Source organism: Alicyclobacillus cycloheptanicus (assembly GCF_028751525.1).
Taxonomy (GTDB): domain Bacteria; phylum Bacillota; class Bacilli; order Alicyclobacillales; family Alicyclobacillaceae; genus Alicyclobacillus_L; species Alicyclobacillus_L cycloheptanicus.
Genome location: NZ_CP067097.1, coordinates 952,986 through 978,168, shown reverse-complemented (window position 1 = coordinate 978,168; position 25,183 = coordinate 952,986). Strand labels below are relative to the sequence as shown.

Annotated in this window: 18 protein-coding genes and 1 riboswitch; of the genes, 14 read left to right on the top strand and 4 right to left on the bottom strand. The window is 59.8% G+C overall.

The genetic code is table 11. The features are described 5' to 3' along the window. Positions 1-368: 368 nt before the first annotated feature. From pelF to JI721_RS04455, 13 genes are all read left to right on the top strand, one after another. Positions 369-2,465, top strand: a complete 2,097-nt coding sequence (gene pelF / locus JI721_RS04515) for a GT4 family glycosyltransferase PelF (protein ID WP_274456877.1) — start codon at positions 369-371, stop codon at positions 2,463-2,465. Further along, entirely contained in the window at positions 2,419-3,888 is a 1,470-nt protein-coding gene (locus tag JI721_RS04510; RefSeq protein WP_274456876.1) for a hypothetical protein, read from the top strand. Before pelF ends, JI721_RS04510 begins: the two co-directional genes overlap by 47 nt. Further along, complete coding sequence (locus JI721_RS04505; protein ID WP_274456875.1) at positions 3,885-5,489, top strand: cation-translocating P-type ATPase; 1,605 nt, start codon at positions 3,885-3,887, stop codon at positions 5,487-5,489. Before JI721_RS04510 ends, JI721_RS04505 begins: the two co-directional genes overlap by 4 nt. Before the next feature lie 11 nt (positions 5,490-5,500). Beyond that, on the top strand, positions 5,501-7,486 hold the full coding sequence (locus tag JI721_RS04500) for a hypothetical protein (protein WP_274456874.1): 1,986 nt from the start codon (positions 5,501-5,503) through the stop codon (positions 7,484-7,486). After that, positions 7,479-8,684: a carboxylate--amine ligase gene (locus JI721_RS04495; protein WP_274456873.1), complete on the top strand. Its 1,206-nt coding sequence runs from the start codon at positions 7,479-7,481 to the stop codon at positions 8,682-8,684. Before JI721_RS04500 ends, JI721_RS04495 begins: the two co-directional genes overlap by 8 nt. A gap of 20 nt (positions 8,685-8,704) precedes the next feature. Beyond that, positions 8,705-9,583 (top strand): DUF3473 domain-containing protein, encoded by an 879-nt coding sequence (locus tag JI721_RS04490; protein ID WP_274456872.1) that lies wholly within the window; start codon positions 8,705-8,707, stop codon positions 9,581-9,583. Beyond that, positions 9,570-11,207 (top strand): murein biosynthesis integral membrane protein MurJ, encoded by a 1,638-nt coding sequence (gene murJ / locus JI721_RS04485; protein ID WP_274456871.1) that lies wholly within the window; start codon positions 9,570-9,572, stop codon positions 11,205-11,207. Before JI721_RS04490 ends, murJ begins: the two co-directional genes overlap by 14 nt. 81 nt (positions 11,208-11,288) lie before the next feature. Next, the gene (locus JI721_RS04480) at positions 11,289-12,014 is read left to right on the top strand and encodes a glycosyltransferase family 2 protein (RefSeq protein ID WP_274456870.1); all 726 of its coding nucleotides are present in this window, start codon (positions 11,289-11,291) and stop codon (positions 12,012-12,014) included. Beyond that, on the top strand, positions 12,011-12,466 hold the full coding sequence (locus JI721_RS04475) for a DUF2304 domain-containing protein (protein ID WP_274456869.1): 456 nt from the start codon (positions 12,011-12,013) through the stop codon (positions 12,464-12,466). Before JI721_RS04480 ends, JI721_RS04475 begins: the two co-directional genes overlap by 4 nt. Further along, on the top strand, positions 12,453-14,351 hold the full coding sequence (locus tag JI721_RS04470; protein WP_274456868.1) for an HD-GYP domain-containing protein: 1,899 nt from the start codon (positions 12,453-12,455) through the stop codon (positions 14,349-14,351). Before JI721_RS04475 ends, JI721_RS04470 begins: the two co-directional genes overlap by 14 nt. Positions 14,352-14,374: 23 nt before the next feature. Further along, on the top strand, positions 14,375-15,157 hold the full coding sequence (locus tag JI721_RS04465) for a glycoside hydrolase family 191 protein (RefSeq protein ID WP_274456867.1): 783 nt from the start codon (positions 14,375-14,377) through the stop codon (positions 15,155-15,157). 118 nt (positions 15,158-15,275) lie between these two features. After that, a riboswitch (Fluoride riboswitch) is annotated at positions 15,276-15,339 on the top strand. 291 nt (positions 15,340-15,630) lie between these two features. Beyond that, positions 15,631-16,965: a cation:proton antiporter gene (locus JI721_RS04460; RefSeq protein WP_274456866.1), complete on the top strand. Its 1,335-nt coding sequence runs from the start codon at positions 15,631-15,633 to the stop codon at positions 16,963-16,965. 29 nt (positions 16,966-16,994) lie between these two features. Beyond that, a complete protein-coding gene (locus JI721_RS04455) occupies positions 16,995-17,231 on the top strand; it encodes a hypothetical protein (protein WP_274456865.1) in 237 nt (78 codons plus the stop codon). 64 nt (positions 17,232-17,295) lie between these two features. On the opposite strand, the gene JI721_RS04450 is transcribed toward JI721_RS04455, so the two are convergent. From JI721_RS04450 to JI721_RS04435, 4 genes are all read right to left on the bottom strand, one after another. Then, the gene (locus JI721_RS04450) at positions 17,296-19,440 is read right to left on the bottom strand and encodes a peptidoglycan D,D-transpeptidase FtsI family protein (RefSeq protein ID WP_274456864.1); all 2,145 of its coding nucleotides are present in this window, start codon (positions 19,438-19,440) and stop codon (positions 17,296-17,298) included. 235 nt (positions 19,441-19,675) lie between these two features. Further along, entirely contained in the window at positions 19,676-21,352 is a 1,677-nt protein-coding gene (locus JI721_RS04445) for an AMP-binding protein (RefSeq protein WP_274456863.1), read from the bottom strand. A 60-nt stretch (positions 21,353-21,412) separates the two neighbouring features. Next, positions 21,413-22,843, bottom strand: coding sequence for an MFS transporter (locus JI721_RS04440; RefSeq protein WP_274456862.1), 1,431 nt, complete (start codon positions 22,841-22,843; stop codon positions 21,413-21,415). Between the two features lie 46 nt (positions 22,844-22,889). Next, positions 22,890-24,038: an acyltransferase gene (locus JI721_RS04435; RefSeq protein WP_274456861.1), complete on the bottom strand. Its 1,149-nt coding sequence runs from the start codon at positions 24,036-24,038 to the stop codon at positions 22,890-22,892. 330 nt (positions 24,039-24,368) lie between these two features. On the opposite strand from JI721_RS04435, the gene JI721_RS04430 reads away from it, so the two are divergent. Continuing rightward, entirely contained in the window at positions 24,369-25,169 is an 801-nt protein-coding gene (locus JI721_RS04430) for an SGNH/GDSL hydrolase family protein (protein WP_274456860.1), read from the top strand. Positions 25,170-25,183: the final 14 nt, after the last annotated feature.

The following is a 25,183-nucleotide window of genomic DNA, read 5'->3' as shown; positions in this document are numbered from 1 at the left end:
TTCATCCCTCCACGGTCCACTCGACCAAACGGCCGATAGATTGACAAGATTAGCGCTATTGTAGCCGACGGCTGATGTCGTTTGCTGTCAGTTTGTGGGGGCTGACCATTATTTTTTGCTTGACGCTGCCGTGGCAACTGTGTAAACATGAGACTGCTCCTGTGGACAAATCCACGGCGGTGTTGTGGATAACCCGGGTTTTTCTGTGGGTAACTCCGCTTTTTCTGTGGATAACATGGCATCCGATTGAAATAGATGTAAGAGATGAAAGAGAGCGCACCATCGTACGTGCCAGAGACGGCAGGGTGAAAGCGCGCAAATGTGCAGAGAAATAATAGAGACGATACGAGGGGTACGGGTGAGACACCATGGCGCGGGGAATCGGTGAAACGGGGAAAATCTCCGTTCTGCTGACCACGGAAGGAACCTATCCATTCTCTCCAGGCGGCGTCAGCACCTGGTGCGACATCATGGTTCATCGATTGAAATCGGTGGATTATACCGTGTTCAGTGTACAGATGGATCCGTTCGTCGCGCAGCAGTACCAGCTGCCGAAGGGAACGGCGTTAGTCAAGGTGCCGTTGTGGGGGACGGAAGAGCCCAGCGAGCACCTCGACCAGCGTTTCAGTACGACTTACCTCAGCAAGCAGCGGACCACCGATGCGGTGATTGAAGACCAGTTCTTACCGCTGTTCGTTCGGCTTGTCCAGCATATCATCGCGGTGCGGAAGGATCCGTTCGCGTTCGCAAACCTCATCGTCGAACTGTACGACTTCTTCACGGATTATGATTATAAAGTGTCGTTCAAATCGCCTCGCGTCTGGGAAGCCTATAAGCGGCTGATTCAGGAGGCGGTGAAAAATCCGGAGCTTGGTATGCCGCAGCCGGACATCTACTCGCTCATCCAGAGTCTGGGCTGGGTGTACCGGTTCTTCAATATTATTAATACACCTGTGCCTCGTACCACGGTGACGCATGCCTCGGCCGCTGCCTTTTGCGGCCTGCCGTGCGTGATTGCCAAACTCAAATACGGAACACCGTTTTTGCTCACCGAACATGGGGTATACCTGCGCGAGCAGTATCTGTCCTTGTCGAAACGCGGTTATCCGGGTTTTTTGAACACCTTCCTGATTCGCCTGATTCACGCCGTCGTTGACCTGAATTATGCGCTCGCGGACCAAATTTCTCCGGTGTGCCACTACAACACGCGCTGGGAGCGTGTCATGACGGACCGCCATGAGCGCATTGAAGTCATCTACAACGGCGTCGACCATGAAATTTTCACCCGGGCGCGTGCGCTCGAACACCCACGGCCCACCGTAGTGGCGGTGGCACGTATCGACCCCATCAAGGACATTCTCGGCCTCATCCGGGCAGCGGACTTGGTGCGAAGGGAGATTCCGGACGTTCAGTTCCTGGTATATGGGGCCGTCTCGGTGCCAGACTATCACAAAGCGTGTGAGCGGCTGGTTAAGGAATTGAAGCTGGAGAATACCGTGGTGTTTTGTGGACAGACATCCGACATCGCGGCGGCTTACGAGCAAGGGGACGTGGCCGTGTTGTCGAGCATTTCGGAGGCGTTCCCGTACTCCATTGTGGAGGCGATGCTGGCGGGCAAGGCGATTGTGTCGACCGACGTTGGCGGCGTCTCCGAAGCGCTTGGCGACACGGGGATTCTGGTGCCGCCGGGAGAACCGCAAGCATTGGCGGACGGCCTGATTCGCCTGCTGAACAACCCCGGACTGCGCAGCGAAATGGGGCAAAACGCGCGCGATCGGGCGCTCAATTTGTTTACGCTCGAACGCAGCCTGGAAATGTACCTCAAGGCCTACGTGAAGTTGAGCGTCGCGCAACCGCACACTCCGCTGCAGCCGGTGGCACGCTTCCAGGTGAACCTGACCGACCTGCGGCGTCAACGGGAAGAAGCAGGGGCCGCCGAATCTGCGCCTTCGGCGGCTGAGCCCGTGGCGGGCGGCGGCAGGCGGCAGGGCGCACTTGATGCGCAGCGCATGTACATGGAACGGGCGTACGCCTTATTGGACGCTGGCTTTCGGCACGAGGCGCTCGAGCAGATGGTCCTGGCCGTTGAGGCCGCACCGCATTCGCCGGCGACGCCGGTGCTGCTTGCGGATCTGGCCAGACTGCGCGTGGAACAGCAGGACTTTGAGACTGCGCACAGTATACTAGAAACAAGTATTCGACAACATCAGACCCTGTTACGACGACGGCAGCAGCTGCTCGCGGAGCGTGCGCTGGCCTTGGCGGATTTTGGCAAGCTGCCCGAGGCAGCCGCGCTCTTGCGCCGCGCTGTCGCGATTGCGGAAGACAGCCCGGCCGTCCCGGTGTTTTGCCTCGAACTGAGTCGAATGTATGCCGCGCTTGGCGAACGGGAGCGGGCCAGATTGGAACGGCTCAAGTATGAATGGGTTGCGGGTGGTGAATATGGCGTACAGTCTCTGGAGTGAAATCGAAGCCATTGTCGCTGCGTTGAACGAACAACAGCCGGCCCAAGGGACTGGCGATCGACCGACGGTGCCGCGGCAGAACGTGGTGCCGTTTCGGGATGTGAGCCGCAGCCGAAGTGAGCCTTCGATGACGCAGCGGCTTCACAAGTTGATTGGCAGCTTGGACGCCGAACGCGAAGGCACTGGCACGCCGCCATCCCAAGCTGCAGCGGAACAGCTTTCGCTGGCGGCCCGCATGACGGCGGCCGCTTCCACCGCAGCGCGTGACACCGCTGTCGTGGAGCCCGTCGAGGCAAGGGAAGAACCGAGCGGGAAGCCATTCCCGGACCTCAATGCGCGAAGCGACGACGATGGATTCTCCAGCGGGCGGACCATCGTACATGGCTTTCTCGCACCAACGAAGGATGAGCCCATCGAAGCGAAGCCCGTCAAGGCGCAGCACATCGAGGCGCAGCGTGTTCAGGGGCCGTCCGCCGTTCAAGCGCAGCCCGTCAAGCAGCAGCCCGTCAAGCAGCAGCCGGCCACGGAGACACCGCCGGTGCCGCCCGTTAGCGTCCGCGTCCCGTCCCGGCGGGTGCCGATTGCCCCGCGCACAGCGACTGCGCCAACCACGCCGTCCACGCCGGAGACAGCGGGGCCATCCGAGGCGCGTCAGACGTCCGGGATGCCGGAGCAGCTGCGGAAACTGCTGGCTGGAGAGCGGATGAATCCTGCGTCCGATCACGCCGCTTCCGAAGCGGACCGCACAGAGGCTGCAGCCCCTGCTGCAGAGCGTGCGCCGGAGCTGGCGGACACGGTGCGATCCCGGCGCCTTCGCGTGGTCCGCGGGGTGACGGTGATACGCTCGTTCCCGCGCATGGGACGTGCACGGCCGACGACCCCAGCAGGTGGTTTGCCGGCCGTGGAGGCGCGCGTGCCGTCTGATGCGACGGCGTCGCTGGCGGATGCCTTGCAAGCCTGTGCGTCGTTTCAAAGTGTGGCTGCACGCATCTCCGCCGCGGGGACGTTATCCGTGCCTGACGAGCACACCGTACCGGCCGAACCGAGCGGTGTCTCGTCGATGCTGCCGCCAGAACCAGGTGCACTCCAGCCAAACCCTGCACCCCAGCCGGATCCGCGGCAGGAAACGGCCCCGGCGGCTGAGGCGGCGCCCGTGGCTGAGGCGGTCGCGCCCGTGTACCAGCGGACGGACGAGGTGTTGCTGGGACGGCCGTTGCCCGAGCGCGATCCGGCTGAAATTGAGCGCATCAAACACCGGTATATTGTCGGCAAACGGTCTGGGAAGGACATCCTCGATCGCCAGGGCGACCTGTTGATTGGCAAGGGTGAGGTCATTACGGAGACTGCGATTCAATTGGCGGAGCAAGAGGGGAAGCTGGTGGAACTGATTGTGAACATGGTCGTCGAAGGCTGCGGTGATTGACCATGTACCGCGGTTCTGGATCGCTGCGAGAAACCGATGAGCTTCGCGACTTGTTGAAGGAGATTCAGGAAAAGCATCTGCATCCAGAGGACCCTTACGAGATCGCGGCGCTGCTGGAATCCATCGGCTGGAACGACTTGCGGGTGCGGCAGCGGTTTGGCATGGACAACGTGTTCGACTTGGCGCGCCAGCTGTGGGGCATGCAGCGCCGTACGATTCACGCCCGCGCGAACGAATTCGTGCCGAGAACACCGGTGTGGCAGTCGGTGGTGAACGCGGTTCGCGAGTTCGCGCGCGGCATGGTGTTTGCCTTGCCTATGGTGCTGTCCGAAATTTCCATGCTCACGCTGCACTTTTCACTCTGGTCGTATCAGAACCTGAGTGTTTCCCTGGCGACGTCCATCGCCATCGGGACGATTCTCAGCTTTTTCACGGTCGGTGGATTCATGCAGGCCATCGCACGCCGCGCGTTCTTTTACATTTTCCAGGGCTATTACAAGATGGCACAGCGGGTCACCTTTCAATACATCCGCATGGGGATTTATACCTCTGTCGGGATTTCCGCACTCCTGGTTTGGATCAACGGGTTGTTCCCGATTCTGCCGTTCCACATGCTGTTCGTGGGGCTGGCTTACTACATTGTGCTGAACGCCATTTGGTTGTCGGTCACCGTCATGTACGTGTTGAAACGGGAGGTCTTCTTCACCGGGCTCTTGGCCAGCGGCATCGGATTGGTATGGATTGGCTTTCGGGGGCTGCACATCAACATCATCATCGCGCAGCTGGCCGCGATGCTGTTCATCTCGCTCGTTGGCATGCTCTTGGTGCTGTACTTTTTCCGCCGTTCTCCCAACCGCCTCGAACACGGCATCCAGCCCCACCTGCCGCGGCCGGGGGTGACGGTGTACTCCACGCTGCCGTATTTTCTATACGGCTTTCTGTACTTTGTGCTTCTGTTTGTCGATCGCGTCATGGCCTGGTCGACGAACTCTGCGTTCTCGCAGTACCTCATTTGGTTTCGCGGCGACTATGAAGCAGGCCTCGACTTCGCGCTGGCGACGATGATTCTGCCGCTGGGCGTCACCGAAGTGGTGGTCACGCGCATTATGAATGCTGCCCTGGTGGCGCAGCGCCAGTATGCCGGCCGTGAGGCCGCCGAGATGAACCGCGCCTTTCTCGCAGACTACCGCAAGAGTATGGTCACGATGGTGATCACCGCCGCGATCAGTGCGGTATTGGTCTATCTCGGCGTGAAGTGGCTGCTCGACAACTACCTCATGCATCTGCCGCAGGCAGTCACGCTGACTTCCACCAGCAATTTTGTGTTCGTCATCGGTCTGATTTCGTACTCGATTCTTTCCATCGCGCTGTTGAACGCGGTCACCATGTTCTCCCTGAACCGCCCTGAGCTGGTGGTACGCCCCATCTTGCTGTCGGTCGCCGTGAACCTCGCCACCGGGTTCTTGCTCAGCCGCTGGTTCAGCTACGCGGATGCCGTCTGGGGCATTCTCGCGGGCAGCATCATTTTTCTGTTTTTCACAACCCGCAATGTGTTTCAAGTGTTCCGGAACTTTGACTACCACCTTTATTTGCTGTCGTAACGGAGGCTGTCATGGATTACAGTTCCCTCCCTGTGCAAGCGTACAACCTGGGGCATTTCCTGCTCGCCTTTGTGCTGGTGTATGTCCTCATGCCGCGTCTGTTGTTCCGTCCGCTCGCGAGCGCATCACGGACGGACGGCATCGTCTCCATGTACATGCGCATGGTGTGTTTTGTGATTCTCGTTGGCTATGCCTTGCTCATCACCAAGCTGTACGAAGCGCTGGGTTTTTTAGGCGTCGTGTTCATCGTCTTTCTGGTTCGCCGCAGCCGCAGCGGCAAGCACCGGAGCACCGTCGGCGCGACTGCGATGGCGTTGTTCTACGACTTGGTGGAGACGAGGTACCTCCTGAAGCAGTGGCTGCGCAAGGCCATTCCGGCCGTGCAAGCCTGGTGGGCAAAGTCCCGGCGCGAACTTCGGATCTCCTGGTCTCCCGCGACGGTGGAAGTCATCTTGCTGTTGGTCGTCATGGCGGCGTCGGTGTATGTCCGCGGCTACGATGCGGTGACGAGTCCAGCGCCCGCGATGTCCGATGGCTATGTGACCTTGGCGTGGATCAAATATGTGAACGAGCGGATTCTCTTTCACGACGGCATTTATCCGCAAGGACTCTATTTCTACCTGGCGACACTCGGCAAATTTGCGTTCATCAACCTGCTCTTCGTGTTGAAATACGCGGGGCCCATGGACACGGTGCTGATTGTGTACAGTCTGTATTTCGCCGCTTCGCGGTTGACGGGGCAGCGCGCAATTGGCCTCGTCGCGGCAGTCCTGTACGGCCTGTTCGGGCATACCTTGCTGGGCGACGACTGGGCGCGCCAGGCAGCCACAAACTCGCAGGAGTTCGGGTTTATCTTCGTGGCACCGACGCTCTACTTCTTGAACCGGTATATCGATCACGGTGACCGGACGGACTACACCACCGCCTTGGCCGGGCTGTCGGTGACGGGACTGACCCATCCGCTTGCCTTCGTCCTCTGCGGCCTTGGGTGCGCGGCGGTGGTCATCACACACGCCGTCCTGCCGGGGCCGTTCACGAAAGGCCGCCTGCTCCGTGCCCTTGCGGCAGGCGTCATCGCCTGTGGGGTGACGGTGGCCCCGATTGCACTGGGCTTTGCCTTTCACCGTGGGTTTAACACGTCCGCGAGTGATTTTGCCGGGTCGACCGTCCAGCAAACGGTTCACCCCCCTGCGCTCACCTGGCTGGACATGGTGGGGCTGCTTGCCTTGGCTGTGCTGGTCGTGGCAGCGCTGGTGCAGTTGACGCGCCGTAATCCGCGGCGCGAGTGGTTGATCGGCGCGGTGTTTGGGGGCTTGGTGTTCCTCCTGTATTACGCGGGAGGGCCGGTGACACAGAATCTCGTCCTGATTTCCCGAGCACTGGATTTGTGGGCGGTGACGCAGCCGCTCGTGGTCGCCCTGGCTGTCCACGCGGTGTGCGCGTTGTGGCGGAGCAAGCAGATGGTCCGCTGGTCCGGCAGTACGCTCACGGCGGCGGGAATAGCGGGTGCCGTCGCGACCGGCGGGCTCACGCCCATCATTCCCTACAAAATGCAGTGGCCGGAAGACGTGGAAGCCTATCTTCATATCAACAACCAGTTTCAGTACGCGGGGTACATGCTCGTCGCGAACAACGAAGAGTACGCACTGGTGCTCGGCAGCGGGTACCGCATGGACATTGGCGAATTCGTGCGAACCTTTGACCCAGCGAAACCTCCATTGACCAAGTATGGTCAGCATCATCCGTACGATGGTATCGCACCGAATGTGTTTCTCTATTATCCGAACCAGATATTCGAAGTCAGCAAGTCCAACTCGATTTATCCGCTGGAGGCGCCCTTGTACGCACAAGAGGCAAAGGACCGAGCTGCTTTGAAACAGTGGTTGTCCATTTACGAACAGCATCACCCAGTCAAAGTGTACTTTCACGATGCACATCTGACGGTTTACGAAATCACAGCGGATGTCCAGCCGCAGGAGAAGAAGTACGATGGGTAAAACGCGCCAGGTTCATTCGGACAACCGTGTTCCCTCTGCACTGCTGACGAACGGGATGCTGCGCAAGACCCTTGCCGCGGCGAGAAGCTTGGGTCGGCGCGGTGTGGGTGTTGCAGTGGCCGAAGCCAGTCGTCTGAATCCGTCCGCCTGGTCGAAATTCTGCCGACGGCGTCTCGTCTATCCCAATCCAGCGGCTGACCCAGCGGGTTTCCTGGCGTGGCTGACGTCCGAAGCCAGCGCCCAGTCGCCGATGGTGTTGTTTCCGATGGACGATGACGTGATGGATGCGCTGATGCAGCCGAACGCACCCCTCCCCGCGGCGATTTTGCGTGTGCTGCCGCCGCCGGATGTCTACTGGCAGATGCGGGACAAGCTGTCTGCCACTGCAGCGGCCCGGGACTTTGGCTTTTGCTGTCCAGCCACGTGCGGGACGGCAGAGGAAACCGTGCTTCGGAACACGATTGCCGCCTGGCCCGCACCCTGGGTCGTCAAAGCCAGGTGCCAATCGGGATCGCGCGGGTTGTCTGTGACAGACTCGCTGGAGGATGTCGTGGACCAGTGGCGGGCGGGCATGCGCGACGGGCGGCCGCCGCTGGTGCAGCAGTATGTCCCGCTTGGTGAGCGAATCGACGTGTGCTTGCTGCTGACGAACGACAGCCGGTGTGTGGCCGGGTTTGTGCAGCGCGAGCTGCGCCATTTCCCAATTCGCCATGGGCCGAGCAGCGCACAGGAAAGCATCGCGGACGAGCCGCTTTTGGCCATGTGCCGCGAATTTGCGGAATCCATCGGTTGGCGCGGCGTGATCGAATTCGAGTTCATGCGAAACGGGACGACGGGGCAGCTCACCTTTATGGAGGCCAACACGAGGTTTTGGAACTCCTTGCACTGCAGCATCCTGGCTGGCGTGGACTTTCCCTGGATGTACTACCAGCTGGCACTTGACCGCGAGGTTGCGCCCTGTTTTCAGTACCAGACAGGGGTTATCTGCCGGTCGCTGCTGCCGGCCGATATGCTGCATTTCCTTGCCAATCCACGCCGGTTCTCCAGTCATCCGCCGTTTTTCGGCGGACGGCGCGCTGGCGGGGAAGACGATATTCTCTCCTGGTCGGATGTCGGCCCGACTTTTGGTTACCTGTGGGCGCTGTGCGGCCTGTCCGTTCGGAAAGAGACCTGGCGTGACCTGTTTCGCAGACGATGAATGGCAAGGGGGAATCGCGCGTGCAAAATGCACTCACGGTGGATGTGGAAGACTGGTACCAGACCAGCGACTTTGATTTTCCCCTTCAAACTTGGGATCGTTTTGAGGACCGCGTGGATGCCAACACGCGGAAACTGCTCGATTTGTTTGATGGGTTTGGGGTCAAGGGTACGTTCTTTGTGCTGGGGTGTGTGGCGAAGAAGCATCCGGGGCTGGTCACGGAGATTGTTTCCCGGGGGCATGAACTTGCTTCCCATGGCGGCTGGCATCAGATGCTCACACGCATGACCCTGGCGGAGATTCGCAGCGACCTCACGTGGTCGAAGGCCCTCTTGGAAGATTTGTCTGGGCAGGCGGTCACCGCGTTTCGGGCGCCGTCCTGGTCCGTCTCTCATCAGAACCTGGAGGTCCTGGCGCTTTTGGAGGAACTGGGGTTTCGCGTCGACTCCAGCCTGCAGCCGTTTCGTACGCCGTTGTCCGGGATGAAGGGCGTGCCGCATCACCCGTTCCACCCGGTCGTCGGCGGGCGTCGGCTGAACTTGGTGGAGTTTCCTTCCTGCGTCGCGCGGCTGTTCGGTACCGCGTTTCCGTTTTCGGGCGGCCTGTATCTGCGCATCCTGCCCGTCGGCATCATTACGGCGATGCTGCGCCGGGTGAACCGGGAGCGGGCGGGCATGGTGTACGTGCATCCCTGGGAAGTCGATGTACAACAGCCGCGCATCACACGGTCGCCCGTCATTCGACTCACTCATTACTATCACCTCCGAACGACCGAACGGAAGCTGCAGCGGCTGCTGGCACAGTTTCAGTTTGGCCGGCTGCAGGACGTCGTGGCCGGTCAAGACGTTCCGGACGTAGAACTGGCAGGAAGCGGAGGGACCCAGGTTGCATTTCGATAGAGGGTACCGCACCGCGGCGGCCAGGCTGGTCCGTGCGGTTCTGCCGGCTTCCGCCCGGGTCCGGCGATGGATGGGATGGCTGCAGACGCACCGGGTCCTGTTGTCCATGATGCTGTTGAACGCCGCGGTGGCGCTGAGCGGGTTTGGAAAAGACGTCGCGATCGCCGGGTACTTGGGAACCAGTGCCGCCGCGGACGCCTTCGCGGCGACGTACGCGATTGTGGACACGATTGGCAACAACGTGTTTGGCAGCGCAGTGAATGTCGCCGCCGCGGCTCAACTGGGGGACTGGGCTGAACGCTTGCGTCCGCAGGACTACACCCGCATCGCAGTGCGGATGGTGGGCCTGGTTCTCTGTATGTCGGTCGCCGTCGCCGCCGTGCTGCTTGCGGTGCGCATGCCCTTTCTATCTCTGTACGCAAGGAATGCAGCTGAACTTTCCGGGATGTCCAGCATGTACCTGTGGCTTTTGCCCAGCGTGATGATTTATCCTTGCTATTATGCTGTTGCGGGAGCGATGCAGGCGCTTGGGCACTTTCGGGTGAGCATCAGCGTGCCCATTCTACTCAACTTGATGGTGCTGGCGACGTCGCAGTGGGCGGCGCTGCACCGCATGCCGCTCACACAGGGCGCGGTCGTTTTGTGTGCGTCCATCACAGCGGGCGCCATGCTGATGATGGTGTCGATGGCCTTTGTTTGGGTGCGGTGGCAAAGGAAAAACGACATCGTCTTCCAAAGACGGACAAGGTTAGACTTTTCTATCAAAACCTTATATACTGGCCTTGTCAGAATCGTCATTTCATATGCATTCTACTTGGGTTGTGTGCAGGGGGTCGGGTTTGCGGAGCGATTCGCAGCGTCGAAATTAGGCCCGGGGTCATTAGCGGCACTCAGCTATGCGTATCGTGTCGGACAGGTCCCAAACTGGGTTTTCATTTCGGCGCTCGGCGTGTTTCTCCTGCCTGGCTTCGGTGCAGCAGTGGCACAGCAGCGCATGCACGAGGTGGAACGCATTCTGAGACAAGCCGTTGAGCTGTGCTGGATGCTGTGTTTGCCCATTTCGATTGTGTTCTTCGTATTCCGTGTCCCGTTGGTTCAAATCTTGTTCGAACGCGGCGCATTTTCCCAGCACTCGGCCGCGTTGACAGCCACTTTCGTAGGCGGCTACGCCATCGCGATTGTGATGCAAGGATTGTCGGCGCTGTTGTTCCGGTTGTCGGCTGCGACGGGACGGCTTTGGCTGCCTGTCGTTGTCACAGGGCTGTCATGTGCAGGGAATGCTGTGTTCGACATCCTCATGACACCGCACTTCGGACCACTGACGATAGGCGTTGGTGCCGCAGCAGGCAGTGGCTTTTGTTCTCTCTTCTTACTTTGGTACGTTCGGCGCGTCCTTGGCATCGAGCTGCGGCATGCACCGCAGACGGTGCGGCGGTTCGGACTGGCCAATGCGGCCGTGCTGCTGATGGCGCTCGGCGCTCTGCAGCTGTTCAGGATGCCTGGACGCCTGTCCAATGGATGGGGCGGTGCACTGCTGCTCGGCGGTGTTTGCATCGTGATCGGCCTCGTTTATCTCGCCATGCTGCGCGGCCGCGGTGCCGTCGGCGTGACAACACCAAGATAGGCTCATCAAGGAAACATCAACTCAACAAGAAAAGATAGAACCATCAAAAGACTTCGGAATGGTCAAAGGGTAGGGTGCGGGATGAGCGACACGTTGATCGTGGTGCCGGCGTACAACGAATCTGCCAATATTGAAAAATCTCTGTCCGCGTTGCTGGCCAAAGGGATGGATGCGGATATTTTGGTGATTGACGACGGGTCGTCCGACGACACGGCACGTCTTGCGCGGCAGTACCCGGTGACGGTGATTTCCCATCCGTGCAACCTGGGTTATGGAACCACCCTGCAGACCGGGTACAAGTATGCCTTGAGTCAGCAGTATTCGTACGTGATTCAGTACGATGCGGACGGCCAGCACAACGCCGACGATGTGGTCCGCTTGCGCGAGGCGCTGCGGACGTCCGGGGCGGACTTAGCCATCGGATCGCGATTTGCCGGCGACCCATCGTTCCGGCCCGGGGCATTGAAATTGGTCGCGATTCGGTGGTTTCGGCTCCTCATTTACGTCTTCACGCGCAAGCGCATCTCCGATCCGACGTCCGGGCTGCGGGGATTGAGCCGCAGGCTGCTGTATCATTATGCGCGCTCGACGCGCTTCCCGGAGGATTTCCCAGACGCGGATTTTGTCACAGACGTCCTGCTGCGCCGATGGATGGTCGTCGAGGTGCCGATTGGCAGCCATGAACGGGAGCAGGGGCAGAGCATGCACGCGGGGTGGAAGCCCCTGGTGTACATGGGGAAAGTCACGCTGAGCATGATTGGTGTCGCGTTGAACCACCTGCTCGGGAAACGCGGGGTGACGACATGAGCGCGCTGCTGCGCCTGACCATCTTCGTGATTGCCTTGGTTTACACCATCGGGAACCTGTATTTGATGACCCGAAAAAAGCTGGGTGAACGCACCACCATTCTGTGGCTGTTTGGAACCATTGCCGCATTGTTCGTGGCGATGTTTCCCGGGGTCCTGAACCGCGTGGCAGCCTGGGTCGGGGTCGATTACCCGCCTGCCCTCTTGTACCTGGTGGCCATTTTGGTGCTGCTGACCATCGTGATTTACCAGTCGACCCAAATCTCCCAGCTGGACCACCGGCTGCGCGAGATTGGACAGTCTGTGGCCATCCTGGAGGCGAAGCTGCATCAAGTCTCAGCGCCCAGGGCGGCCGCGGAAAACCAGCCGGTTCGCAGTGCGGCCGGTGGACCCATGGCCGGGGAGGGTGCGGCGGTCAGAGAAGGAGGCGCCGGCAGCCATGTCAACGCATAACCTCATTGCCGCGTTCAGCGGGCTTCTGAAGACGGCGCATCCGCATTTCGGCATGCTCATCGGCGCGTTGTCCATCGTTGTCTTCCTGGGCATGCTGTCGTTCATCATTTGGCAGCGGCGGCTGGCAAAATCGAACGAGGAAGAGCTGCGCTGCTTGCAAGCGCTGCTGCACGGACTGCGCAGCACGAACAAACTGGAAGACAACCTCACGCAGGTGCTGGATGCGGTGGGCAAGGTCGTGGCGGCGCCATACCTCGCGTGTTATGTCATGGATGAACAGACCAACCGCTACATGCTGCGTGCGGTCAGCCATCCCTACGACACCTTTGCGAGCGTGGGGCCAAGCTACAGCGGCTTGGCGCTGCCGAACCGTGAAGCGTACGTGCCGCCGGTGACCATCGATGACCCCGGCGTGGATGATTCGGTGTATCACGGCATGGCGGGCGGCTTCCACGCGCTCACCTTTGTGACGCGGGAGCGCCTCGCGCTCGTCCACTTGGTGACGGTCGAAAAAGTGTCGAACAAGGTGGAACTGAGGATTGTCAAACTGCTGCGGGAAGTCGAAGCGGTGGTCGACGACCTCATCTTCAGCGAACGCCAGCAAAACCGGGCGGCTCTGGTGGCTTCGGCAGACGCTGCGATTCGCCGGGTGGCCGCGGTCGCGACGGATCCACAGGGTGCGATTGAGGTGCTGGTGCAGTCCTTCACGGGGGTGGCCGGCGGGTTTGGCGGCATGTACCTGGAGGACAACCCAGTGGAAGGGACCGGCGTCTACGGCGCGGCCGGTGCGGTGGATGCCGCGCACATGCTGTCGGGTGACACGGAGGCGCTGGAACGCTTACGCCGCATCATTGGAGAGCGCCCGTTTCGGCTGCTCACCCGGGAAAGCGCGGATTTCTACCAACTGCCTGGCTGCATCGCGTCGCTGGAAATCGGCGCGGCCGCGTTGATTCGTGTGCCGAACCGAGGGATGCTCGTATTTTTGTACGACAAGGATTTTGACCAGTCGCAGGTGACGGAGCAACAATTCAGCCAAATCCGGACCCTGGCAGCGCAGGTGGCACGGCTCTCTCTCGACTACGCCGAGCAGGCCGTGCTCTCCAAAAACAACGTCAAGCTGCTGACGAACCTGGTGCAGATGATTGACAACCTGAATCCTTATACGGTCGGCTATTCCGAGCAGATGATGCGGTACGCGCTGTCGGTGGGGCGCGAGATGGGGCTGTCAGGGCAAGAACTGCTCGATTTAGGCTTGGCCGCCCGGTTCAGCAACATCGGCGTGATCGGGCTGCGGCGCGAGCTGCTCACGAAGGAAGGCCGATACACCGAGTTTGAGTATGAATCGATGAAAATGCACTGCGAAATTGGTGCATCCATGGTCACGCTGGCAACGGGCAACCGACGGGCCGCCTCCTATATTTTGCATCATCACGAACGGGTGGACGGATACGGCTACCCGTACGGCTTAAAGGGTGAGGCGATTCCGCTCGGCGCGCGGATTCTGTACGTCGTGCAGTTCTATTTGGCCAAGGTCAACGGCCGGGCGTGGCGCGACCCTGTGCCGTTTGAAGAAGCTATCGCGGCGCTGTTGAAAGCGGTCGGGACGCAGCTGGATGGCGAAGTGGTCAACGCGTTCATCACCTGGCTCACCCGCGTGCAAACGCACCCTGAGGTCCAGGGCAAGCCGCTGGCAGCCTGTCACGAGATGCTGAGCGTGCCCAAGGAGATTTGCGAATCGTGTCTTGTGTACGCGGAGTCCGGCAGCATCAAGTGCTGGGAGCTCGGTGACAACGCGTGCCAGGCGCACGGCCGGACATGCGCAACGTGTGTCGTTCGGACGGAATACCTGCACCGGCAGAAGCATTTGCGCAAGCAGGTGCAATAATCGAGTCGGGAGGGGCGTAAAGGGTGCCTGCCAGGGACATCTTCCAACGGATCAAGAGCTTTATGGTGTATTATGGCCGCCCTGAGGCCGTTCGGCTCGAGCACGCTGATGCGTTCATTGTGGAGCCGAGCGCGCAGACACCCGCCTCGGTGGAAGCACTCAAGGACACGGGGAGCATCGTCATTGGGTATACGAGCGTCATGGAGGCGGGTCCGCATCAGTTGTTCTACCACCAACTGGAAGAATCCGACTTCCTGCATGATGCGAGCGGCGAGCGAATCACCAAGCCGGAGTACGGCAACTACGTGCTGGACATGACATCGAGCCATTGGCGCGGGATGCTCCTGTACGAAATCGGCCGGCTCCTCACGGAACACCGGTACGACGGGGTTTTTCTCGATACCATCGGCAACGTGGAACTGCAGCGTCTGCCAGATCAGCCCCGCCAAATCCAGGCGGCCGCGGAATTTGTCTCGCAGCTGCGCAAGTGGTTCCCGAGCGCGGTGCTCATTCAAAACAACGGGCTGGAGCTGCTTGCGGCAAAGACCGTGCCGTACTTGGACGGATTGGTCTGGGAGAACCCGCCGCTGACACGACGCCAGAGCGCGGAGTGGGTGCAGCTGGTGGCCAGGCGACTCCAGCAGTTCACCCAGGAACACCCCTTGAAAGTGCTGATTTTGTTTGATGGGGTGGAACACATGACGCGCCAGGAGTGGATCATCGGGCGAAGTTTCGCGGACCAGCACGGATTCATTCCATCCTTTAGTCCGCGGCATTACCTTGGCGCAGCGGTGGAGGAGATCTGAACTGCAACCCCTTCCTGCATCACGCTGCGTGCCGGGCGCGGTCCTTGCAGAAAAGCAGACCCTTGCCCGGTTTCCGCAGCGGCACCTTCGTCATATGCTACAGCAGTCAGTTGACAACCAAACAGCAGGTGATGGAGTTCACCTTAAGTTCCACTCGTGTGGATAATGACTCCTGCAGGTCATGCGGTCTGCAGGAGTTTTTGGTTTCTGGCGCCGGTTCGGCGTTTGGGTGCCGATTCAGCGGTACCCACAACGGCAGCGCACGGCGCGGGATGTCCGCCGTACGGACAACGGCTGAATTTTGCGCCTAAATCCATCTGACGTTTGTCCATGGCGGACAAACGCCTTTTCGAATGTCCCTCTTACGCGCGTAGGGTATTCCACCATTGCCGAAGGAGGCAGGGATACGGCAGGTGTCAGAGCTGGCGGTGCGGCCCGGCTTCTGAAACCAACCTACAGGGAGGGGTCGTTTAATGTTCAGTTTAGCGAGTGGAGATTTGGCCAGGTTCCTGCTCGCCGTCGCAGCGCTGTTGTTCGCCAGCAACTTGCTGGGTTACATCGCGGAACGGTTGACAGTGCCTCGCATCATCGGGGAGGTTGCCGGCGGCATCGTGCTGGGCCCGACGTTGATGGGTTTTTTCTTCCCGCACGCGTTTCACTGGCTGTACCTTGGTTTCGGGTCGGAAGGGCAGTTGTTTGGGTTTCTCTCGGAATTGGGGCTGATTATGCTGATGTTCAATTCCGGGCTCAAGTTCCAGTATCGCTTTGAGAAGTCCGACGCGAAAATCGGCATTTCCATCATCGTCGCGTCGACCGTGATTCCGTTTGTGATTGGCTGGCTGTCCACGTACTTGTTCAATCCGGCACAGTTTTTGGGGCCGGACCACAGTGTCATCGCGTTGAAAATCATCGTCGCAATTTCCATCGCCGTCACTTCGATTCCCGTCATTTCGAAAATTTTCTCCGATCTCGGCATCATGCACTCGCGCTTCGCCAAGATCATCATCGGCATCGCGGGCGTCCACGACATCATTTTGTGGGTAGCGCTGGCCATTGCCTCCGGCATCGCGGTGTCGCACGCCGGCGTCAATGCGGGGGCGCTGCTGGAAAACCTCGGCATCACGTTCGGCTTCCTGCTGGTGTGCCTGTTCATCGTCCCGTGGGTGTTGAAGCGAATCACATCCAAGCGCGCGAACTTTCTGTTCCGTGCTTCCTTTCTCGGCTACTTCCTGCTCATTCTATTGATTTTGGCTGATGCGGCAGGATACCTTGGCGTCGACGTCATGTACGGTGCACTGCTGGCGGGCGTTGCCACCAAGCTGGCACTGCCAGAGCGGCTGTGGAAGCGCGTCGAATCGAGCGTCAAGGAGATTTCCTTTTCTTTCTTCATTCCGCTGTACTTCGGGATTGTCGGGCTGTCTCTCAATCTTGCACAGAACTTCAACGTGGGTTTTTTTGTCCTGTACTTGGTGTTTGCGACGATTGTGCAGACGGCGGTCGTGTACTTCACCTGCCGAGCCATCCGCAATGACAAATTGACCAGTTTCAACCTGGCGGCGGCGATGAACGCCAGAGGCGGGCCGGGCATCGTGTTGTCCCAGGTTGCGTTTGCGGCCGGCATCATCAACCAGAACTTCTTTGCGATTCTGGTCATGCTGGCGCTGTTCACTTCCTGGATGGCTGGCGCTTGGCTGCGGTACGTGTTGAAAAAACGCATGCGGCTGATGCCTGGCGACGAGAACCTCGAGATTCAGAAGGCGCAGGAGGAAGTGGTGTTCGACGCACAGCCTGCGTTCGAAGGGCAATGACGGCCGGGGGAAAGGAGCGCGGACAGACCGTGTTCAAGCAGACCGACAAGCTGAGGAGAATCAATCAAAAACTTTGGCGGTTGGAACGACAAACGCAGCAGATGCGCGGCCGCCGGACGGACTTTCGGTGCAGAGGAAAACTCATCCGGCTGACGATTTTCCGGATTCTCAACATGAAGGTGGCCTTTGTCCGCTGCGCGAAACCGCGGGACACAGCACCCGTGGTACGCGCCCCGGGGTGCGCCGCGTCGTCAGAGGAAGGATAACCAGGTGCCATCGAGCCGCCCCGGGGGAACAGTGTCCCCGGGGCGGCTTGTTCGCGGTGCGCGGCTAGTTGGACTGCTCAGGCAGTTTGTAGGCCGGGGACTGCGTCCAGTTCGCGGGAATGGTGGTCGGGACCCACGTGCTTTTCGGCATGAAGTTGGCATGGTGTTCCTCAAAGTAGAAGTCCATCATCTGACGCGCAATCGGCACGGCGGTGACTGCCCCGTAGCCAGCGCCAGGCACCATGACGGCGACGGCGATCTGCGGGTTGTTGTACGGCGCGTAGCCGATGAACACGGAGTTGTTGATGGACTTGCTGCCCATTGTGATTTCGGCGGTGCCCGTCTTTCCGGCGGCCTTGTAGGGGGCGTTGCCAAAGCTCGGATAGGCCGTGCCCTGGGGCGTATTGCAGGCCGCGTACATGCCCTCCTGCGCGAGTTTCAGATATGTCGGGTTGATGTTGACCGTGGCCTGGACGTTGGGCGCAACCGTCTGCAGCGGCTTTTCATTCGCTGTGGACAAGTTCTGGGTCAGTCCCGGCGGGTAGACTGCCTGCAGCAGGTGCGGCTGCAGCTTCTTGCCGTTGTCCGCAAGGGTCGATACATACTGCAGCAGTTCGATCGGCGTGAACTGCTGCGACTGACCAAAGGCCATCGCCGCAAGGTCGTACGGGCTGCCGTAGTTCGTGTACGAGCCCTGCTTGGCGACGGTCTGTGCGATAGACTGCACGTCCTTCGCCGACATCGTCACCATCGTGTTGTTGGACTGGTTCTCCATGTAGAAGGCCCCGGCCTGTTCACCCGGCAGGTCGATCCCGGTGATTTGTCCGAGCCCGAACCGCATCTCCCCCTGCATCAGCATCAGCAGGCCTTTGATGAAGTCCGTGTCCCGCCACCGCTGCAGGTTGCCGCCGCGCGGGTAGCCGCCGTCGTACGGAGAGCTGCCCAGCCAACCGCCCAGGTTCAAGCCCAGGGTGTAGAAGAAGCGGTCGTCGGACACGGCGATGGCGGTCACGTCATCGACCAGGCCGTAGCTGGCGTCTTCATGCATGTGATAGTTGCCAATCCACTGCCAGACGCCCGAGTCGTCGTAGACCGTGTTGGGGGTGACGGCACCGTGCTCCAGTCCAGTGATGAGGTTGGCCGGTTTCACCGTGGACCCTGGGGCATGTGGGTTCTGAATGACGTTGTTCATCTCTGCCCCGTTCTGCAGGTAGTTGGTGTGCAGGGTGAAGTCCCCGTTGACAAACCAGTTGGGGTCCAGATAGGGGTAGCTGACCATGGCCAGAATACCGCCCGTCTTGACGTCAATCATCACGGCGGCCGCGTCTTGCACCTGGGTGTGGTTTTCGCTTTCAAACGACTGAATAGCCTTGAGGACGGCGTTCTGCGTGTCGGCCTCGAGTGCCCCGTCCAGCGTGAGCTGCAGGTTGTTGCCTGATACAGGCGGGATGTACCCGACTGGCTTCACGCCGTTATTGACCGTGTTGTACTGTTCTTCCTGATAGCCGACCTTGCCCTTCAACTGGTTTTCATACTGCAGTTCCAGCCCCGCTGCGCCGACTTGCTGCATGAGCAGATAGTGCTGCTCGTCGACGTAGTACTTCTTGTTTTGCGGTGTGATGGGTCCGACGTAGCCGAGGACTTGGCCGGCCAAGTCGCCGTACGGGTACTTGCGCTCGGAATCGACCTCCACATTGACGCCAGGCAGCTGGGCCTGGTGTTCACTGATGAACGACAGCTGGTCGGTGGTAATGTTCTTGAACAACGTGACTGTGGTGTACTGCTTGTCCGCCTTCATGAGCTGCAGGACTTGCGCCGTGGTCTTGTGGAACACGGGCGCGAGCAGCGCGGCCATCTTGGACAGGGTGGCTGTGTCATCGTTGACGTGCTGAACACGGGTCAGGTACACGCTGTAGGTGGGCTGGTCGTACGCGAGCAGGTTGCCGTTGGCATCATAGATGCGCCCGCGCGCGGGCAGGACCGGGATGTACTGGACAGAGGTGGTCAAAGCCTGTGTCTTCAGTTGGGCGCCTTTGGTGATTTGCAGGTAGCCGAGTCGGAAAATCAAGGACGATAAGGCGAAAAAAACCGAGAAGGAAACCACATTCACCCGGAAGATATAGGTCCGGCGCCGATGGTCACTGGTTTGAGGATGGTCCTCCGAGCGATACGACATCGGTTCGCGTCGAAATGGCCACAGGCGTTTCACAGCAACATTCTCCTCTGTTCAAATCATGGGTGGTCAAGAGCGGATTGCATTTGATGAAGCGGCGGCCGCAGCGAACGGCGTCCAGAGTCTGATTCCACTATAACGGTTTTGTTAGCCAAAAGGGCCTATAAAATTCATCCAAGACCGCACATAGATCGGAAAAGGGCCTGTCCCGCGGCGTTCGCAGGTGACAGGCCCTGTGCGCAAATCTGTTCCAGTGGCAGCAATGGGGGGGTTACAGGGCGCCTGCGCCGGAGTACGACAGGACGCGCTTCATCCCTGCAATCGGCTCTTGCCGCAGCATGTGCTTCTTGACCTTGCCGGTCGCACCGACGGGGAGGTTGTCAACAATTTGAATTTCGCTCGGCCACTTGAACTTGGCCAGTGACCGCTGGCACAGGTCAAGCAACTGCGCAGCCAGGGTCTCCGGCGGCAGGCTGCTCTCCGGCCGCTGAATTACCCACGCCATGACGCGTTCGCCATAGGTGACGTCCGGGAGACCTGCGACGGCCGCCTTCTCCACATCCGGATGTGCGTACAGGACTTCCTCTACGTCGCGCGGGCTGAACTTTTCGCCAGCGCGGTTGATGATTTCCTTCACGCGGCCGGTGATGTAGACATAGCCGTCCTCGTCCATGCAGCCCAAATCCCCCGTCGGGAGCCAGGGACGGTCTTCACCTCTCTCAGCACCGGCGCTGGCCGCCGCACGGCCGTTCGGCTGCGCTGGCAGCGACGCTCCGGTCTGCACGTAGGACTCGATAATGTTGTCCCCGCGGATCTCGATTTCGCCCGTCTGTCCGGCGGGGAGCACGCGGCGGTCGTCGTCGCTGCTGACGATGCGCAGCTGTACCTGGTAGGGAATGCCGACTGACCCCGTCTTCCGCACGCCCGGCGGCAGTGGGTTGATGCAGATTTGTCCCGCCGCTTCGGTCATGCCGTACGATTCGATGACCGGAACGCCGTAGGTCGATTCGAATTGCCGCATCACAGCGGTGGGCAGCGGCGCGGACGCGCTGCGGATGAAGCGCAGCGAACGCGCCATGGCCTGCACCTGTGTGCCGTCGCCAGAGGCTGCGGCTTGCAGGTCCTGCGCCTTCTTGGCCAGGATGGTGAGAATCGCCGGCACTGCCGACACCCAGGTGACGCCGTGTTTCTGAATGGTCGTCCAGAACGAAGAGGCGCTGAACCGTTCGGCCATCACCAGCTTGCCTTGCGAACACAACGTCGACAGGAAAACAATCACCTGCGCGTTGATGTGAAACAGCGGCAGAATACAGTACGCGACGTCCTGGTCTGTCAACTGGTGACTGCCTGTCACGTTTTGCACCGCGGCCCACAGGTGGCGGTGTCGCAGCAGCACCCCTTTTGGATCGCCAGTCGTCCCCGAGGTAAACATCAACACGGCAGGCGCGTCGTCGCTGACACTTGACGCGGACTCGCTGCCGGACGCCGCAGGCGCCTTGGCCAAGGCGGACCGGACAAACAGGCTGATGCGGTCGTCGATGCCGGATGCGGCGCCGCCTCGGGCGTCCGCTGCACCGACTTCGCAAAGGTCAGCTGCCGTCAGGACGTCGGCCCAGCCGTCTGCACACTTGCGCCCGATGAACGCGGCGGACACGTCTGCTCTCCCCAGCGTCTTTGCCAATTCCGGCGCCGGCATCGCGGGGTTCATCGGTACAGCGATGGCGCCATACGTCAGGACCGCGACATATAGTACCGTGAACTCATAGGAGTTCGGCAGCGCGATGAAGACGCGATCGCCAGCATGCACCCCAAGCGCTTGCAGTCTCCACTGGATGCGCGCCACATCGTCGGCTGTTTCGCGTGCGTCAAACCAGCGGCCGTGATCGAAAATCAGCTTTGCATCGACTCGAGATAGGGAACGTTCAATCGCCTGTGTCAATCGGGACATGTGGACGATGCCTCCTTGTACTCATTCGGTTTACGTTTCGTGCAGCCCGTGAACGTTCGCTCAGGCGCGAACTTCCGCTTCAATCAACTGGAAAGGCAGCCGTGTCCCAGCCTCTTCCATGTGCACCCGTGCCGTTTCCCGGGCCCGCAGGAAGTAGGGCAGGCTGAAGGCGACGAGTACAATCGAGATGCCGATGAAAATGAAGGAACTGCCCTCTGCTTTCAGCAAGAACGGGATGAAGTAGGTGGTCACAATCCCGCTCAGGGTGCGCGCGGTCATTTCGTTCAGGTATACGCCGCGGCCGCGCAGTTCCGTCGGGTACTGTTCCGCCACACTCAGCTTCGACACCGGGAAGATGCCAAGGCCGAAGAAGGAAGTCAGGAAGCCGGCCGCAATTAACAGCGGCGCGGAGGAACCGAAGGCGAAGAGCAGGCAGCCTGCAGCGGCCAGCACCGCGTAGCCGAACAGGATGCGTTTGCGGCCCAGGCGGTCCGACAGGTAGCCTTGCACCACAGATCCCACCCCGGCCACGACCATCATGATGCCGGCGTACAAAATCGCATTGCCGGTCGCGATGCCGCGGGACAGAAACAGGGAGGGTCCAAACACTTGAACGATATAGAACAGGATGAGCGCCGCGGTCAACTGCAGCACCACCATCAAGCTTCGGCCGAGGTAGGGTGCGCGCAGCATCGTACGTAAGGCAATCCAGCTGTCAAACGCGTCCTGCTCCAAGGTGACGGCGACGCGCTCATCGTACAGGGCTGTATCGTGTTGGAGGCCGGCTTCGCGTTCGAGCCGCTCCACCATCGTCTGAACTTCGCCGACGCGGTTGTTCTCCAAGAGGTAACGCGGCGACTCCGGCAGCCAGCGGTAAATCGGGATCAGCATCAACAGCGGAATGCCGCCTAACAGGAACGGCATGCGCCACGCAAAGTCGGGCGCGAAGGTATGCAGAGCCCACAGCGATGCCAAGTTGGGGATGACGTAGGCTGCGGTCAAAATGCCGTTCGAATACCCGACGCTGACGGCGCGCCGCCGACTGTTCACGAACTCAGACAAGAACAGGTACGGCATCGGCAAGACGGCGCCTTCGCCAATACCTGCCAGCAGCCGAATGGCAAGCAGCAGCCAGTAGTTGGAGGCTGTTGCCCCGAGCAGCGTGAGGATGGAAAAGAACAAAATCCCGAACAGAACGACCCGGCGGCGTCCGATGCGGTCGGCGAGCCACCCCGCCGGAATCATGCCAGTCACCACACCGAGCGTGGAGGAGATGGCCAACAGGCCCGTTTGCCAGCTCGAGAGGCTCCAGGTTTTCTCCAGCGTGGAGAGCACCGGCCCGACGATGCCGATGTCGAACGCTTCCGCCAGCCAGACCAGCGCAAGCAAGGCGATGACACCGACAATCGTCTTTGTGATGGGGATGCGATCGAGGCGCGACAACAGGTTGACCTGGATTCTCCGATCGGTGTGCGCATGAAACTGCTGCATCAGTGAAAACCTCCTACAAGATGAATCTCTGAGCGATACGGTCGTCTTATGCTGGCGTTGAAACTTTGTCCGGACGGTTCAGCTTCGGAAGCCGCGTTTTGATACCGACGACGTAGCTGAACAACGGAACCTTGCCAAAGCAGTACGCAACGACGCCGGAGGCACAGTACGTGACCACCGCCATCAATGGAATCAGCGGAATCCGGTCGATGCCGTTCACGTGAAGCAGGCCGACCGCTTGGTCAACAAAGCGCAGCATGATGGGATGAACGAGAAAGATGCCGAAGGACGCGCCGCCAAAGAACCGCACGAGCGGTGAGACGAACCGCATGGACCGCTCTTCACGTACGCGGGCCCAGGATACGCCAATCACCATCAAGGTGACCGAGACGAGAAATGCGTACGGCACCATCACGGGCTGAAGCACGTTGACGACCGCCGCATCTGACTCATGGAAGATGAACCGGGCGATTGCGTAATAGCACCAAAGCCCTGCGACGCCGGCGGCCATGCTCCACCACACCGTGCTGCGGTGGGAGAGGACCCACGTCCGAATCCGCTCGTAGTGAACAGCGAACACAGCACCTGCGATGAACCAAAATTGATAGGACAGAACAAATCGGTCTTCGTAATGAATGATGGTTCTCAGCCAGACCGGGTAGGTGTCCGTCGGCAGGACGGGAACCACCCACTGGACGATGCCCATCAAGCCCAGCTGGACGAGAAAGCTGACGAGCAGTACCCAGCCGTGCCACCGTTCCAGTTTGCGCATCATCATCAACAGCAGCGGGAACACAAAGTAGAACTGAATGGAGATGACCAGGAAGTACAGGAAGTACTGGTTCCCGGTCAAAATCGCTCGAATAAACACGTGCAGCAGGTTCACAGGCGCCCAGTCATAGCCAGGACCACTGATGACACCGATAAACGCAATGTAGAGTGCCGTCCAAAACACATACGGAATCGCGATGAGCTTGAAGCGTTTCGACCAGAAGGATGTTGTGCTGAATGGTTTGTGATAATAGGTATAAAACAGGACCAGCCCTGTAATGAACATGAAGGCTTCACGCGTAAAGTGCAGGGGCATGAGGACCATGTCCAGCCCTATATTTGCAACCGAGAGCGGCGTCGATACCGCGTCAATCGCAGAGACAACGTGTACGAAGATGACGCCGAGTATCATGCACGCTCGCATCAGGTCGATTTCATACAGATGTCTGCTCTTCAGGACAATCCTCTCCTTGATGTGAAATCTTGACCAGCATATCGCGGCTCCCTTGAATCGCCCTTGAATTCACCAACGAAATTCAGCTTTGGTGAGAGCAATATGAGAAACTCATGAGAAAGAATTACTAGAGGTAATGATACAGGAAGTTTTGCAGAAACATAAGCCTGTATGGTAAAAATCAAAGGTCGAATGAACCCTGGCAGCGCCGCTTTGACCCGCGAAATTTCCAGTGAACATCCGGAGAAGCGCGGCGTGTTCAGGAATGTGCGAGGGAGCCGAGGAAAGGAGAACACCAAGATGAGGCAGAGGAGAAAGTTATGGAAGGCGCCCGCGTCTGTCGCCTTCGTCGTCGTGATTGCGGCAGCGGCGTTTGCGGTTGGATGGCGTGTTTCCAGGCAGCAGAGCCCAGCGTCGACCGCTGTCACGCTGGCGCAGCACACAGACCCGAAAGGACTCGCCAGTTCTCTGAGCACTGAAACGGTCGATGTGTTCGGCGGATCGATGGCGCACGGCTGGGCGGATCCACATGATGATTCCTATTTAAAACGGGCGTTTGCGGCGAGGCAGCAGAGTACGAATACCAATTATCACATCGTGGACCGGACGGTGGACGGGGGGCAGGCGGACTACTTTGAAACAGAAAAGCCCGGGCTCTATGAAAGTGACCTGAAGACGGACAAGCCGCAGATTGTCGTCCTGTCCTGGGGCCTGCTCAACGACATGCACGCCAAGTCATCGCTGGCTGTCTTTGACAGCGCGATTCACGACCAAATTGCCAAGGCGCTGGCCGTCCACGCGGTCGTGCTGCTGGTGACGCCGCCCGTCACGGAGGCCTCACAAAAGGGCGATCACCCCATGCAAGAGGTGTACATCGCGCACGAGATTGCCGATGCACAGGCGTTCCACAGCAAGAATGTGTACGTGTTTGACGTATACCACCAAATGGAGGCGTATTTAAAAGCCCACCATCAAACCTGGCAGAACTACTATGGCGACAGCTGGCATCCAGATGCAGCGGGACATGCGCTGGCCGGCGCACTGCTGGCCAACGACCTCGTGACGGCGTTTGGCAGTGGTCCCATCCGGTTCACTTCCTGATGACGAAACATGTC

Excerpts from the sequence above, each read along its gene's own strand:
- JI721_RS04435 (WP_274456861.1), bottom strand. The coding sequence starts at position 24,038 with ATGCGAGCGTGCATGATACTCGGCGTCATCTTCGTACACGTTGTCTCT.
- JI721_RS04495 (WP_274456873.1), top strand. The coding sequence starts at position 7,479 with ATGGGTAAAACGCGCCAGGTTCATTCGGACAACCGTGTTCCCTCTGCA.
- JI721_RS04460 (WP_274456866.1), top strand. The coding sequence starts at position 15,631 with ATGTTCAGTTTAGCGAGTGGAGATTTGGCCAGGTTCCTGCTCGCCGTC.
- JI721_RS04480 (WP_274456870.1), top strand. The coding sequence starts at position 11,289 with ATGAGCGACACGTTGATCGTGGTGCCGGCGTACAACGAATCTGCCAAT.
- JI721_RS04470 (WP_274456868.1), top strand. The coding sequence starts at position 12,453 with ATGTCAACGCATAACCTCATTGCCGCGTTCAGCGGGCTTCTGAAGACG.
- JI721_RS04440 (WP_274456862.1), bottom strand. The coding sequence starts at position 22,843 with ATGCAGCAGTTTCATGCGCACACCGATCGGAGAATCCAGGTCAACCTG.
- JI721_RS04475 (WP_274456869.1), top strand. The coding sequence starts at position 12,011 with ATGAGCGCGCTGCTGCGCCTGACCATCTTCGTGATTGCCTTGGTTTAC.
- JI721_RS04510 (WP_274456876.1), top strand. The coding sequence starts at position 2,419 with ATGAATGGGTTGCGGGTGGTGAATATGGCGTACAGTCTCTGGAGTGAA.
- pelF (WP_274456877.1), top strand. The coding sequence starts at position 369 with ATGGCGCGGGGAATCGGTGAAACGGGGAAAATCTCCGTTCTGCTGACC.
- JI721_RS04500 (WP_274456874.1), top strand. The coding sequence starts at position 5,501 with ATGGATTACAGTTCCCTCCCTGTGCAAGCGTACAACCTGGGGCATTTC.
- JI721_RS04445 (WP_274456863.1), bottom strand. The coding sequence starts at position 21,352 with ATGTCCCGATTGACACAGGCGATTGAACGTTCCCTATCTCGAGTCGAT.
- JI721_RS04430 (WP_274456860.1), top strand. The coding sequence starts at position 24,369 with ATGAGGCAGAGGAGAAAGTTATGGAAGGCGCCCGCGTCTGTCGCCTTC.